We start from the raw sequence: 13,413 nt of genomic DNA, 5'->3' as shown, positions 1-13,413 counted from the left end.
AACTTCAGATTACAATTAAGAGGCGTGCGGGATAAAACATTTTTCCTGTTCAGGTTGTCTAAACTTTTTGCCTAGTCCCCAAGTTTTGAGATTGATCCAAGGAAATTAAAATCCTGAAATATGAAATGAAACAGGGCTGCAGGCTGATAATCCGGCAAAAAAATAGCAGATAACTACTGCTATCTGCTATTGTAATAAATAAAGAAAGTTTAACCTTTCTCCAAAATTATGCTATACGCACGTTAACTGCGTTAACGCCTTTTGTACCGTTCTGTAGTTCGTAAGTTACGACATCATTTTCACGAATGTTATCTACTAAACCTGAAGTATGTACGAAAACATCCTGTCCGCCTGTTGATGGTGTAATAAAACCAAATCCTTTGGCATCGTTAAAGAATTTTACTGTTCCTTGTTGCATTGTAATGTATTATAAAATTATTGTATTAAAATTTTGGCTTTTGCCATTACCGGACTGATTTTTACGCCAGGACAGTAATAAATCAATTTGTTAACAAAAATGATGTGGATATTTTTTAGAATCTTGAAATATTCAAGGTGAAAAAAAAGATGCTGCATCTGTTATTATGATGACAAAAATTAGCGGCTGAAAAAGCGAAGACTGAGAGAAAAGAGTAAACTCTAGAATTTCAGAAGAAGCATTGGCAGTAGCCTGATTATTCTACAAATGTACACATAATTTATTGAAAAGCAAATGTTTTTTGGGTTTTATTTCTTTTTCTTTAATAATTAATACTGCGTTAACATATAAAATGCGTTATCTGCATTAGCCGCTAAAATCTTATTACAGTAAAAATAATCAAAAATAAATGCCAGAATTACTTAGCACAACTTACATCGTTCTAAGAATTTTTAAAAACAATAAGAATAAAATTAATCCATGCGGATTTTTCCTGACAGGATGCTGACCGCATAATTCTATTTTCTCAGGAACTGCTATTTTTTAACTGAATGATATAACAGATCCAATACACGGCAAATAAAAGCTTGAGTACTCCGTCAATCAGATATACCCATTTTATAATCCGGGCTGAAGAATAATAAAGATCAATACCGGCAAGCCCCAGACAAGCCATGATTACGGAACCGACAATAATATAATTTTTTTTAGGGTTGAAAGTAAGATAGGCCAGCAGTAAAACAGAAGGCAGCAGCAGTAAACTGACTGCTTTCAGGAGCCAGATGTCGGTTTTTTCTCCGGTTATCCATAAAAAGCTGTCAAGATGGATAAAAAGGCCATACTGCCGTAAGAAAATAATAAATGGCCTGAAGGCATGGGACCACACGGAAATTTTGCATACCCATCATATTAAAGTATTCTTTACCCCTGTTTTACATTATGTAATCATTATAAGACATTATTTAAGGAAATGAATGTGAATGAAATTACTGGATGTTGGAACTGGTAATCTCATAATAAAGTGCCCAGCCTGCAAATAAAATAATGATCACCCAGATCCAGAACGGAATGGTCCGCGGAGTTTCACTGCCGCTGATCAGGAAGCTTTTCCGGTTTCCTTTGTCATAGGCGTTGATCATGAGGGACAGTGTGCCGTCTACAATATCTCTGCTTTTCAGTCCTTCAATTTTTATGGAAGGCCCGTTGGCAACCGTAAAATTGATTTTCTTAATACCCTGTTTTCCGGAAGGGGATTCGCTCACGATTTTAAGCACATGCTCTCCGTCCGTTAGTTTTTTAGTATCCAGATCAAAAACAATGGGAGCATCCATCTCTGCAAGAGGAACAGGATCATCATCTATAAAAAGGAATACTTTGCTTTTATCTTGTGACATAGGATGGCTGTTTTATTTTAAAAAAGAATACTTGATGTGGCTTTTGTCATTTTCGCCGGGCTTTATCAGGTACTTAGCCGAATAGATAAAGGATAGAATGGTAATCAGGACTACAATACCTACGATAAACCAGTCCCAGTCGCTTTCCGGGCCTGTTCCGTGCGTGAATTCTTTCGTTACTTCGGGCTGCCTGAGTTTACAGGTATCACACGCAAATGTGTAGATGGTAAAAAACACGGAAGCCCAGGCGATGATGTATTTTACAGGAGGTCTCATTTCTATTTTATTTTATCCATTATTACTTTTACTTCTTCTACCGTTACTTTTTTGGCATTGTTGCCCCAGCTTGTCCTTTCATGGTTGATGACAGCGGTAACATCTTCAGGGGTAAAGTTGGCGTTGGTTCCTACCGGCGGCATGGCGGCAAACTCGGGCCTCGGATCATAGCCTTTCATGATGATGTTGACGTACAGCTCCAGATCTCCTCCGGTTACTACAGGGCTGCCTTTAAGCGGCGGAAATGCTCCGGGAACCCCTTCTCCGTTGGCCTGGTGGCAGGATGCACAGTTGGCGGTGAAGAGCTCTGCGCCATCCGGTAAATTTTCTCCGCCCTGCGCTCCTTCGGTATCCTTTTTCTCCTGTTTATACAGGAATTCCGGAATGATCGATTTATCGGTGAAATCGCTCTGCTTTAAAGATTTCAGGTACGCAACTAGCTGAAGTGCCTTTGCAGTGGCTACAATTTTTTTTCTTTTGTTCTTCAGAAACTTCTCCGGTACTTTTACTTCCACGTCGCCGGGCTGCAGGTAATCTCTTTCGATAAAAAGAAATTCGTAAGACGGCATAATTGAAGCTTCAATTGCGGCTCTTGGCTGGTAGAGGTGGATCAGGTGCCATTCGGCGCTGGGCTGCCGTTCGCCTACATTCGTAAGGTCCGGGCCTGCTCTCTGCGTACCCATGAGGTTCGCTGTATTCCTCCAGAAGTCGGTTCTTCTGTTTACCGCAAAATCTGCGGGAATACTTGGCCGTTTGCCGAAAACATTATCCATTTCCACATTTCTCACCTGCTGGGTATGGCACGCAACGCAGCCGTTATCAATATATACCATTTTGCCGGCCCATTCATCCTTTGTGAGTACTTTGGCCTGCCGGGGCAGCGGCCTGTTGATTCTCTGGTTATCAAGAGCCGGGATAACCGCAATATAAAGCGTCAGGAAAATAAAAAGGCCGAGGGCTGCTCCGAAAAATATCCTGTGATCATTTAAAAATATCATGATTAATTTTTTTAAGAATTAAACTCTGTATTTCTACGCTGTTGTTTTACAGCTAATAGTTCAGATGGGGTCTTTGGGAGTGTAGTATTGTCTTTTTTTCTTACCATCCGGTAAAAATTATAGGCGAAAAGAAGGTGCGAAACCCACATCATAGTCCCGCCGATTGCTCTCCACAGCCAATACGGGAACATATTGATCACGCCATCTATGAAAGGCTTTTTTTTCATCCACATCATTCCTGTCTGCGTGCCGCCAATCATTAAGGCAATAACATAAAACAACAGCCCGATCAGCGCCAGCCAGAAATGCATCCCGACAAGTATGTTAGGAGGTTCCTTCCCGGTAAGCCTCGGGATCAGGGTATAAGAAAATGCCCAGAGCATAAAGGTAATGATCCCATACATGGTGAGGTGTGAATGCGAAACGGTAAAATCTGTAAAATGCCAAAGCAGGTTCGTATACCGGAATGCTTCTACGGTACCCTGAAAAGATCCTGTAAAATAAAAGATGATCGACATAAAATAAAATGGCAGCGTATAACTCGTTCGGAGCTGATACCAGGCCCCTTTGAATGTCATCAGGAAATTGGTGGTTCCTGCAGCTACGGGGATCAGCATTCCTACACTCGCAATAATGGCTGTAGTCTGCAGTCTCCACGGGATGGCACTGAAGATAAAATGGTGCGTGCCGATAAGGGTATAAAATAACGTATGCGTCCAGAATGCCAGTGCCCCGAGACTGTAAGAATAGATAGGCTTATTGAGTTGCTGAGGAAGAAAATAATACATTAAGCCCAGGTTGATCATCATAAACCACATCCCGATGGCCTGGTGCATATAATAGCCCTGGGTAATTGTTTCCCCGATACCGTCCTGCCAGAGAGGGATGTACCCGACCAGAATTACAATAATGATAAACATGAAGCCTGAAATAATATACCAGTTCGAAATATAGATTTCTTTGACGGTTCTTTTGGCAACCGGTTTAAACAGGTTAAACATGGATACGGCTATCCCGGCTCCGAAAGTAATCATAATGGGCCAGATATATTCGCGGTATTCGCCGCCGCCGTTGTTTACTCCTGCTAAAAGTGATATGGTTCCGGCCAGAACGGCTGCGTTGATAAGAATGAGGGAAATATACCCGTGCCGGATATTATAGTTCTCAGTATTGCTGACCCGGGTGACTACATAATATGAAAACCCGACCATCATCAAGGAAGCCCAACCCCAGAATACGGCATTGGTATGCGCAGGCCGGAGCCTTCCGAAACTTAACCAGCTTGTATGTTCTACATCCGGAACTACATATTTAATGCCAGCATACAACCCGAATGTTGTTCCGATGATCAGCCAGAATATGGCAGTTCCGACAAATAAAAGGATAAGCCTGGTCAGCTCAGGAGAAATATAATTTATAAAAGAAGAATTTCTTCTCTTTTTAGGGAAAATCCGCAGTTCTTCCACTGAATTGATGTTCCGGATGATCCTTTTTTTATCAGAAGGGGACAGGTTGCCGGAAATGAGGCTTTCATTGGGCTCATCGCTCAGTTCATCCTGTATCTTTTCGTATTCGGCAAGTTCTTCAGGCGTAAGGTTTTCGATCTCCTTCCGGACTTCAGCAATTTCCCTTCGTTTTAATATATTGCCGTAAACGGATAAGAATTTAAAGACAAGAATGACCAGTCCGGCAATAATGATCATCAGCATCAGTAATAATGTAATCTGGATGCCCGTCTCTTTAAACAATGACAGTTCTGCCATAGCAAAATGTTATAGATTAGTTAGATAGAGTAATATTGTATAACTGAAATTTACCTGAAGTAAAAGTCAGATCCTCACATTTCAGATATTCATGTATCGGTTGCGGTATTTTGGGAAATTTACCTATTTGCTGTTTTTGATAGAATCTACGTCGTAGGCTGTACTGTCCATAGGAAGCTGGTTATCTCCGGTGTCGGGTGTAATTCCGGCGGTCCCGGAAACCATACTGTCACCGGTATTGATCTTGTCGATGTGGGTTGGCTGTTTTTGCGGGTCCTGTTTACAGCTCAGAAAAGCCATGAGAACAACGGCAGCGGCTAAAAGTTTCATACTGTTACTATTTTGTAGTTGGTGTGTAGGACAAAATTAGATACTGTAACTCCTTCATTCTTATGACTTTTATCATAATGATAAGCTTGATTTTAAATTTTTCTTTAGAAGTGGCTTCTGAGTAAAAAATGAATTCATTAACACATCTGCAGCAATATGAAATACATGTGCAAAAGATATTTCTGATGGGGCTGAATATGTTTTTTTGAAGATGAATCTCATAGGCACTGGCAAACACAGTAAGACAGGTTTTTTTTCTTTCAGAATGACTTTCGGGATGATGGCAGCATAATTGTATCTCATCCTATAAAAAACTATGGAAAATTTAAATGTCTCTGCTTTCAGCATTATTTCTCTGCTTGTTCCTTTAATGACAATGATCATCAGTATCTTTTATGCATCCAAAAAGCTCAATACGGAAGCCTTTCTTTTGGTTTCAGGTTCAATAGTTGTTTTTGCTGTCGCTGTATTTTTCGTTTTTATGCCTTCTCTGATGCAGAGCCGGAATATGCCTATTGAGATTATATCCGTTTATTATAATATCGCAGGAGTCATCACATTTATGGGAAGCCTGATGTTTGCCATAGGTTTTCTTATGCTTGTGCTCAAGGTTATCAGGCAGAACGAAGCCGTTGAAAAACTGTGAATTAACTTCGGTTAAGGGTAGAATAAGTTAAAATTAATCAAAGATTAAAACTTTCAAATTGCCGTAAAAAATGCAAAGAGCCCGAACACAATACCCGGCGAATTGGCCATAATAATCGGCAGATCCCGTTCAGGTTTTTTCATGAATCCATATACTACCCACAGGGTACAGTTCACGGCGGCAACCAGCGGCTGCAGCCATTCGCCCTTGTTCCCAGCCAGGTTGCTGCGGATTTGAGGAATGTATGAGACGTACATCGCCACAGCGGTGATGGTGGCTACCCAGCCCAATACTTTGAAAAACTTTTCGTTATCCATTATTTGTGTTTTTAATTACGATCAGAGATAAGTCATAGAGGTTTGCAACTTACATGCCCAAATGAATTTTCAGGGAAATAGCCGGACCCTTATTGAGAATAATCTACAGTTTATTTTGATGGGAGATATGAAATAGTCTGAAGCAAAAAGTCTGAAGCCTGATGTTTTTTTTGACTGATAATAAATACTTATGATTGGCTTTTGCAATAAAATGGTTTCACAAATTTCTTAATCCCGGACTCAGGCTGTATTAAATTCAGGACCTGATCTGTTCCTTTAAAAAGTGATTTATTTCATTTGTCCTTAACAGCAGATTAAAAAATATATTGTACTTTTGCCGCTTACATGATGCATACGTCTTTCAGGAACTTTTTCGTTTTCTCTTTACTGCTGGTGTTTATTTTCAACGTCAGCGGAATAGGTACGTGTATGGATCACATGCGTCACAGCAAAAGCCTTTCTGAAAAGTCACAGCATTCAAAAACGGAAAAAGGACCCGCCATTTCTCAGGATGATGAATGCCAGTGTGCACTTCATATGCAGATGAACCAGGTTCTGATGCCTGAAATCCTGGCCCTGGAACTGCCTGCCGATACGGCTTCTGACAGCGAGATCCCTCGGACTAAGGTCATGACCTACCGCTGCCTGCTGGATTATTTCAGTTCCCGCGCACCGCCCGTTTCCGCGTATTCCGCAGCCTGATTTCTTTTACATGCTGCTGTTATTACAGGCTTTCTGCCTGTACACAACTTACGTGGATTTCCGTGTTGCCATACTGTTTTGGTAACATGATGATTTCCTTTTACTAACAGAGGCATCCCGTTATGCCTGTATTATTCTGTAATTAATGCATACCCATAATTTTTATCATCCGAAGGTACTTTCCCGTACGCCCGGTAAAATATATAAGCTTTCCGTAATAAGCTTTATTCTCGTATCCTCTGCTTTCAATGCACAGCAGACCCAAAAAGATTCGACCGGATCTGCCACCATCCAGACAGTGGAAATTACCGGCCGTAAATCCAAAGACTATATTTCAGACTATTCTTTTGCGGCTACAAAAACGGCGATGAAGAATAAAGACCTGCCCCTGACGCTGAACACCGTGACCAAGGAACTGATCAATGACCGGCAGGCTTTCCAGCTGGGCGATGTAATGAAAAATGTAAGCGGTGTATCCCCTTCAAGCTATTATAACCAATACAATATCCGCGGAATCAGCCAGAATGAAGAAGGCCAGATCATCAACGGAATGCGTACCAGGCAGTATTATTTTCTGCAGCCCATGACTTCCAATATTGAGCGCGTGGAGGTTTTTAAAGGCCCCGCAAGTATTACGATGTCCAGCGTAGACCCGGGCGGCACCATCAATATGGTCACCAAAAAGCCTTTGGAAATACCCCGGCACCAGGTCAGCCTTTCCGGAGGCAGCTTTGATACCTACCGGGTAACCACCGATCTTACCGGTCCGCTGAATAAAAGCAAAACCTTACTGTACCGCTTCAACGGGGCTTATCAGAATGCAGGTTCGTTCAGGGACCATGTTGCCAATACCGGGATTCTGGTCTCGCCGTCCATTACCTTTATTCCCAATGAAAAAACATCTTTAAATGTCGAAATGATTTTTAATGACCTTCATGGGAATCTCGACAGGGGCCAGCCTATTTTCGGAGCCGTGCCCGGAAAAACCGATCTTAACAGTACCCCGAGAAGCCTGAACCTGGGTGCACCGGATGATTACTTCAAAACCCGGGAATTTATTATCATGGGAAGCTTTGCGCATCATTTTAACGGGCATGTCAGTTTTAACGCTTCCTATATGAAACAGTTCTGGAATGAAAATCTTCAGGAACACAGGACCACGAATGCTTTCGTACCCGATATAAACAATAAGCATGTTTTCAGCCTTGCCATGATGCAGTTTATTCAGCGCAAACAGAAATGGGAAACCGATAATATCAACGCTTATTTTCATTTCAGCTACAGGACAGGAGAGGTGGAGCATCAGATCCTGATAGGATACGACAGCCAGATCTGGGAAAAACGCGATGGAGGAATACAGAATGCAGCACGGGGCTTTCTGCTGAAAGACGGTTCCGTTGCCTCATCCTACAATCCTGCGAATGCAGCAAACTACCAGACCGTCAGTTACCAGGGTACCATTATTCCTAAAACCAATGTTGCGCCGTTTGACCTTACGCCCGGTGCACAGAACCACCAGGGAACGGATTTTTATGCCATGAATGTAAACACGGTATTGCCAACGGCACTCACCACTACCCATGCCGCTTATGTCCAGCATCTTTTTACCTGGCGGAAGTTTAAGGTATTATCGGGGATCCGTCATGAATGGTTTCAGGATATTACCCAGTTCAAAAAAGACAGTGAAACATCTTTCCGCAATGCCAGGCTCCTGTACAGGATCGGCGTCACTTACAGCCTTACAGACCACATCAACCTGTACGGGACGTATCTCACCGGCTACCAGCCGCAATCCAATACCGTAAGCTTAATGCCGAATACATCAGGGCTTACCGGTTCACAATCTGCGGCGAGGTTCAAGCCGTTGACTTCCGATTTAAAAGAGCTCGGCATCAAAGCCCGCCTCTTCGGTAAACTGTCGGTGAGCCTTTCAGCCTATGAAATCAACCAGAAAAATATCCTGATCAATGCCAATAACCCTGCAGAACCGGATGAACTGGTGCAGCGCGGAGCCGACAGGAGCCGTGGCTTTGAAGCTGAATTCACAGGATACATCCTTCCGCAATGGCACGTTTACGGCGGATACAGCTACATTGATGCTGTCATACGCAATGATGCCGATCCAAACCTCATCGGGAAACGGAAAGAAAATACGTCTAAAAATGGGGTTAATCTGTGGACCCGGTACAACTTCACAAAAATCCCTGCGCTGAAAGATTTCGGGGCAGGACTGGGAATGCTTTACCAGAGTTCAAAAATACCGTGGTTTACAAGGAGTTTTGAACTGCCTGCTTATATCACTTTAGATGCGGCTTTATATTATGCTCCCACAGATACCAAGCTTCAACTGGCACTGAACGTTAATAACCTTACCGGTACCACCTACTGGCTGGGTGCCCAGAACTACCTGAGGCTGTTTCCCGGAGCACCAAGGAATTATTTAATAACGGCTACCTATATCTTTTAATTATGGCAAAATCAATTTTAAAACTGATCATTACAAAAACCCGGCGGGATCTCCTGAAAGAGAAACAGAACCTGCTGATTGCCGTCACCGTACTGCTGTTCTGTATGCTGAGTATGGGGGTCGGATTTATGAAATATGAAGAAACCGGTACGCAGATACAGGAATACCGGAAAGAAGTCAGGGAACACTGGGAAGACCGGCCGGCGAAACATCCTCACCGGATGGCACATTACGGCTATCTGGTGTTCCGTACTGCACATCCTTTAAGTATTTTCGATAACGGACTGGATGATTACCTCGGGAATGTTATTTTCCTGGAAGCCCACAAACAGAATACCGCCAATCTTTCAGAAGCCGGAAGTTCCGGGATCCTGGTGCGCTTCGGTGCATTTACCAGTGCCTTTATCCTGCAGTGCATCGTTCCGCTGATTATTCTGTTCATAGGCTTCGGGCTGATTGCCAGGGAACGGGAAGATGCCACCTTAAAGATACTCAGTACGCAGGGAGCTTCAGGGAGGGATATTATCTGGGGCAAAACTCTTGGCCTCTGGCAGTTTTCTCTGCTGTTCTTACTGCCGGTACTGCCCGTGGTATTTTTAATTACGCTTATTTCAGATGCGGCGGCATGGACGGATATCGGCGTACGGCTGCTGATGCTGATGCCGGCCTTTATGGCTTATTATTTTTTTATTTCTGCCCTTACGGTATTGGTATCTGCCTACAGCAAAAGCTCTTCCCTGGCTTTGGTGGGACTGATCGGCTGCTGGCTGCTGCTGGTCATATTCGTGCCGAAGGGCGTTCAGTTTGCGGCCCAGAACCTGTATCCTGCGCCATCCCGTATTGCATTTGAAACTGCGTTGGAACAGGATGTCATGAAAGCAGGGGACAGCCATAACCCGGATGACCCGCATTTTAAAAAAATAAAAGATTCCCTGCTTGCCCGTTATAAAGTTAGCAATACCAATGATCTGCCTTTCAACTACAGCGGTTTCGTGATGAAGGAAGGGGAGAAGATCAGCTCACAGATTTACATCAGGCATCAGGAAGAGCTTCAGGAAATCTATAACCGGCAGCAGCGGTTTTCGGATATCTGCGCATTCCTGGATCCTGTGATTGCCGTTAAAAACTTTTCAATTACGGCTGCAGGAACAGATTTTTATGCATACACCCGGTTCCAGGAGCAGGCAGAAGCATACCGGTATACCATGGCACAGAGACTTAATGACCTGCAGATTGAAAATATCAGCAATATTAAGCCGGAAAAAGGCGGTCCGCCGGCCATTGTAACCCGTGACAACTGGAAAAAATTCCCTGATTTTAATTACCGGTATACCCCGGTCTCCGAAAGCATCAGGGCAAACTGGATGCCTGCAGCCGCCCTTTTATTCTGGCTGGCGGTATGTGTGTTTTTTATTGAAACGGGAGGCAGAAACTTAAAATTAATTTAGATGAACCATTACTTAATAAAACAGTTTTACCGCAACAAAGCATATTTAATTGCATTGCTGGTATTGTTGGTGGCGGGATTAACCGCAATATATACCGGGAAAAAATTCCTGGACCGGAATCATGAGATCATCGCTAAAAGCGAGCAGTACCAGAAACAGAGCATCGGGAAAAATGTGAAGTTCCACCAGGATGACCTGGGCCTTATTCTTTATTACGTTAAATTTAACCTGGTGAATGAAACCCCGAGACTTGCCGCTCTCAGCATCGGAATGCGGGACCTCAACCCATCGATACAGGGCGTAACGATACGGAACCTGGAAGAGCAGCGCTACAATTCGGATTTTTATAATCCTGCCGGTGCCGCAGCCGGGAATTTCGATTTCAGCTTTGTTCTGGTATTCCTTTTTCCGCTGATTATCATAGCGTTCTGTTATAACCTTATTTCAGAAGAAGAGGAGAGCGGCCGCTGGAAACTGCTTTCTGTGCAGAGTGCCGGCTTGGGAAAACTGCTGGATGCCCGGCTGCTGATCAGGTTCTGTGCGGTGAGTGCCGTCTACCTGATTCTGATTACAACAGCTGCTTTGTGGATCGGGATTCCTCCAGACCGTTTTTTTGCAGTTTTCATTCTTTCAGGATGGCTGTATATCCTGTTCTGGTTTGTGCTGTGCCGATGGGTGATCCTGTTCAGGAAATCTTCTGCTCAAAATGCACTGGTTCTGCTGATGGTGTGGGTAGGCATGAATTTTATCATCCCGATGAGCAGCAATATGATCATCCAGAAATATTATCCTGTACAGGAATCCCTGAAAGCCGTAATGGAGCAGCGGGAAGGCTATCATAATAAATGGGACGAGGCCAGGCAGCCTACCATGGAAAAATTTTACAGCGTTTATCCGCAATACCGCCGTTTTACAGTTGAAGAAAACGGCGCATTTACATGGACCTGGTATTACGCCATGCAGCATATGGGCGACCTGGAAGCTTCAGCTTCTTCGGAACTTTATAATGAAAAAATGAAGAAGCGCAGCCGGGCCGCTGAATTTCTGGGGTACCTTTTGCCCAATATCCATACACAGCTTACCGAAAGCCGGCTGGCAGGAACGGGAATGGAAAACCAGCTGCAGTACGCTGCTGCCCTGAAGGAATTTCATGAAGATAAGCGCCTGTTTTTCTATCCGCTTATTTTTTCAGGTAAAAATGCAGCGGCCGTACAATGGGACCGGCAGACCGTATCCGTTTTTAAGGAACCCGGGAACCTGAACCTCTCCAATATCTTTCTGCCGTATTTCATTCTTATTGCAGCCATCATCATCCTTTCACACCATAAACACAGAAAACTATGTTAAAAACAATTGATCTCCATAAAAAATACAACGGTTTCACGGCCCTCCAATCCCTTAATCTTGAAGTGGGGAAGGGCGAGATCTTTGCCCTGCTGGGGCAGAACGGTGCCGGAAAAAGCACAACCATCAATATCCTGCTGGGGCTTATAAAAGCGACTTCGGGAGATGCGTTCATCAATAATATTTCGGTCCGTGAACATCCGCAGGAAATAAAAAGACACATGGCTTACATTCCGGAAACCGTGCTGTTGTATCCCGCACTCACTGGGCTTGAAAACCTGGATTTTTTCTCTAAAATTGCAGGGTTTACCTACAGCAGGGAAGAACTGTCGGCGTTCCTGAAACGTACCGGGCTTCAGGAAACGGCGCATCAGAAACCTCTGGGTGGATATTCCAAGGGAATGCGCCAGAAAGTAGGGATTGCCATTGCTTTGGCCAAAGATGCAAAGGTACTCCTGCTGGATGAACCTACCAGCGGGCTGGATCCTATTGCCACTGCGGAATTTACTGAGATTGTACGACAGCTGGGGAAAGAGGGAAGAACCATATTTATGGCGACCCATGATATTTTTAATGCGGTGAGCGTGGCTACCAACATCGGGATAATGAAGCAGGGGGAACTTGTCCAGAATGTACCGTCAAAAGCTTTTACTGCAGAAGAATTGCAGGAACTGTATCTTAAGACGATTTGACAGCGACTGTTTATGTTGAGCATGAGCCTTTTTAGGTTTATTTAAAACACTTAATTTACCTGAGGTTATCTATTCCCGTATCCTTTTAAAGTTCAGTTCAGGCGGAAATTAAGATTTCCAAAACTTAGTGTATCTGATTTTAATTGATTTTTAAAAAATCAAATACTTTACATTTTTGATCAGATCAAATCTCAAACTGCATTAAAATAAAGTTTAAGCAGTTCCCTTAAGAAAAGGCCGCTGATTTTGTTGTATATCTATGACAGCATCAGCGGCCTTTTTTTGATCCTGAGATCTAAGCCTGCTGAGGCTTTTATTTTTGTACTGCCGGTTACGTCCGCACATTATGCATATTCCCTTACTCCAATACTATTCAGTCTTTATTCATTCAAAATATCCCTGATGGATTTCTGTTAATAATATTATAACAGCTGAAAAAGTTAACCTGTTTTTACAGATTGCTGACTCAAGAAGAACTTTTCCATAAGAACTTAATGTTCTTTCATAAGATATAATTAACAATAAATTTATAAACACTTAATATATATCCCATACAGGAGATATCATATTCACATTTTAAACTCCAGTAATTCCGGATATTATAAATTAACCTAAATA

At 43.1% G+C, this 13,413-nt stretch carries 14 protein-coding genes; 6 read left to right on the top strand and 8 right to left on the bottom strand.

Going from position 1 to position 13,413, the window contains the following annotated elements:
• Window positions 1–226 precede the first annotated feature (226 nt).
• From ASE55_RS18635 to ASE55_RS18605, 7 genes are all read right to left on the bottom strand, one after another.
• The gene (locus ASE55_RS18635) at window positions 227–418 is read right to left on the bottom strand and encodes a cold-shock protein (RefSeq protein ID WP_056223259.1); all 192 of its coding nucleotides are present in this window, start codon (window positions 416–418) and stop codon (window positions 227–229) included.
• A gap of 526 nt (window positions 419–944) precedes the next feature.
• Window positions 945–1,304: a hypothetical protein gene (locus tag ASE55_RS18630; protein ID WP_056223257.1), complete on the bottom strand. Its 360-nt coding sequence runs from the start codon at window positions 1,302–1,304 to the stop codon at window positions 945–947.
• A 100-nt stretch (window positions 1,305–1,404) separates the two neighbouring features.
• Window positions 1,405–1,812: a hypothetical protein gene (locus ASE55_RS18625; protein ID WP_056223255.1), complete on the bottom strand. Its 408-nt coding sequence runs from the start codon at window positions 1,810–1,812 to the stop codon at window positions 1,405–1,407.
• Between the two features lie 12 nt (window positions 1,813–1,824).
• Complete coding sequence (locus tag ASE55_RS18620; RefSeq protein ID WP_238585082.1) at window positions 1,825–2,088, bottom strand: hypothetical protein; 264 nt, start codon at window positions 2,086–2,088, stop codon at window positions 1,825–1,827.
• A 2-nt stretch (window positions 2,089–2,090) separates the two neighbouring features.
• Window positions 2,091–3,086, bottom strand: a complete 996-nt coding sequence (locus tag ASE55_RS18615) for a cbb3-type cytochrome c oxidase subunit II (protein WP_056223254.1) — start codon at window positions 3,084–3,086, stop codon at window positions 2,091–2,093.
• An 11-nt stretch (window positions 3,087–3,097) separates the two neighbouring features.
• Window positions 3,098–4,849, bottom strand: coding sequence for a cbb3-type cytochrome c oxidase subunit I (locus tag ASE55_RS18610; protein WP_056223252.1), 1,752 nt, complete (start codon window positions 4,847–4,849; stop codon window positions 3,098–3,100).
• Between the two features lie 123 nt (window positions 4,850–4,972).
• Window positions 4,973–5,179: a hypothetical protein gene (locus ASE55_RS18605; RefSeq protein WP_056223250.1), complete on the bottom strand. Its 207-nt coding sequence runs from the start codon at window positions 5,177–5,179 to the stop codon at window positions 4,973–4,975.
• A gap of 316 nt (window positions 5,180–5,495) precedes the next feature.
• On the opposite strand from ASE55_RS18605, the gene ASE55_RS18595 reads away from it, so the two are divergent.
• Window positions 5,496–5,825: a hypothetical protein gene (locus ASE55_RS18595; RefSeq protein ID WP_128414622.1), complete on the top strand. Its 330-nt coding sequence runs from the start codon at window positions 5,496–5,498 to the stop codon at window positions 5,823–5,825.
• Window positions 5,826–5,878: 53 nt separating this feature from the next.
• Here ASE55_RS18595 and ASE55_RS18590 read toward each other — a convergent pair whose 3' ends face one another.
• The gene (locus ASE55_RS18590; protein WP_056223244.1) at window positions 5,879–6,142 is read right to left on the bottom strand and encodes a SemiSWEET family transporter; all 264 of its coding nucleotides are present in this window, start codon (window positions 6,140–6,142) and stop codon (window positions 5,879–5,881) included.
• A gap of 345 nt (window positions 6,143–6,487) precedes the next feature.
• Between ASE55_RS18590 and ASE55_RS18585 the strand changes: the two genes are divergently transcribed.
• The 5 genes from ASE55_RS18585 to ASE55_RS18565 all read left to right on the top strand — a co-directional run bounded on the left by ASE55_RS18585 (window position 6,488) and on the right by ASE55_RS18565 (window position 12,795).
• Window positions 6,488–6,844, top strand: a complete 357-nt coding sequence (locus ASE55_RS18585; protein WP_056223242.1) for a hypothetical protein — start codon at window positions 6,488–6,490, stop codon at window positions 6,842–6,844.
• A gap of 145 nt (window positions 6,845–6,989) precedes the next feature.
• Window positions 6,990–9,311 carry a TonB-dependent siderophore receptor gene (locus tag ASE55_RS18580; protein ID WP_056223240.1) on the top strand — a complete coding sequence of 774 codons (2,322 nt, stop codon included), beginning with the start codon at window positions 6,990–6,992 and terminating at the stop codon, window positions 9,309–9,311.
• Between the two features lie 2 nt (window positions 9,312–9,313).
• Entirely contained in the window at window positions 9,314–10,759 is a 1,446-nt protein-coding gene (locus tag ASE55_RS18575) for an ABC transporter permease (RefSeq protein ID WP_056223238.1), read from the top strand.
• Window positions 10,760–12,106: a DUF3526 domain-containing protein gene (locus ASE55_RS18570; protein WP_056223235.1), complete on the top strand. Its 1,347-nt coding sequence runs from the start codon at window positions 10,760–10,762 to the stop codon at window positions 12,104–12,106.
• The gene (locus ASE55_RS18565; protein ID WP_056223233.1) at window positions 12,100–12,795 is read left to right on the top strand and encodes an ABC transporter ATP-binding protein; all 696 of its coding nucleotides are present in this window, start codon (window positions 12,100–12,102) and stop codon (window positions 12,793–12,795) included. Before ASE55_RS18570 ends, ASE55_RS18565 begins: the two co-directional genes overlap by 7 nt.
• The last annotated feature ends 618 nt before the right edge of the window (window positions 12,796–13,413 follow it).

Origin of the sequence: Chryseobacterium sp. Leaf201 (assembly GCF_001421435.1) — a bacterium.
In the GTDB taxonomy this organism is placed as follows: domain Bacteria; phylum Bacteroidota; class Bacteroidia; order Flavobacteriales; family Weeksellaceae; genus Chryseobacterium.
Note: the sequence above shows the minus strand (reverse complement) of the source record. Positions and strands in the feature narration are given on the sequence as shown.

Bases quoted from the DNA above. Each gene is read 5' to 3' on its own strand.
- ASE55_RS18635 (WP_056223259.1), bottom strand. From the start codon at position 418: ATGCAACAAGGAACAGTAAAATTCTTTAACGATGCCAAAGGATTTGGT.
- ASE55_RS18625 (WP_056223255.1), bottom strand. From the start codon at position 1,812: ATGTCACAAGATAAAAGCAAAGTATTCCTTTTTATAGATGATGATCCT.
- ASE55_RS18620 (WP_238585082.1), bottom strand. From the start codon at position 2,088: ATGAGACCTCCTGTAAAATACATCATCGCCTGGGCTTCCGTGTTTTTT.
- ASE55_RS18615 (WP_056223254.1), bottom strand. From the start codon at position 3,086: ATGATATTTTTAAATGATCACAGGATATTTTTCGGAGCAGCCCTCGGC.
- ASE55_RS18610 (WP_056223252.1), bottom strand. From the start codon at position 4,849: ATGGCAGAACTGTCATTGTTTAAAGAGACGGGCATCCAGATTACATTA.
- ASE55_RS18605 (WP_056223250.1), bottom strand. From the start codon at position 5,179: ATGAAACTTTTAGCCGCTGCCGTTGTTCTCATGGCTTTTCTGAGCTGT.
- ASE55_RS18595 (WP_128414622.1), top strand. From the start codon at position 5,496: ATGGAAAATTTAAATGTCTCTGCTTTCAGCATTATTTCTCTGCTTGTT.
- ASE55_RS18590 (WP_056223244.1), bottom strand. From the start codon at position 6,142: ATGGATAACGAAAAGTTTTTCAAAGTATTGGGCTGGGTAGCCACCATC.
- ASE55_RS18585 (WP_056223242.1), top strand. From the start codon at position 6,488: ATGATGCATACGTCTTTCAGGAACTTTTTCGTTTTCTCTTTACTGCTG.
- ASE55_RS18580 (WP_056223240.1), top strand. From the start codon at position 6,990: ATGCATACCCATAATTTTTATCATCCGAAGGTACTTTCCCGTACGCCC.
- ASE55_RS18575 (WP_056223238.1), top strand. From the start codon at position 9,314: ATGGCAAAATCAATTTTAAAACTGATCATTACAAAAACCCGGCGGGAT.
- ASE55_RS18570 (WP_056223235.1), top strand. From the start codon at position 10,760: ATGAACCATTACTTAATAAAACAGTTTTACCGCAACAAAGCATATTTA.
- ASE55_RS18565 (WP_056223233.1), top strand. From the start codon at position 12,100: ATGTTAAAAACAATTGATCTCCATAAAAAATACAACGGTTTCACGGCC.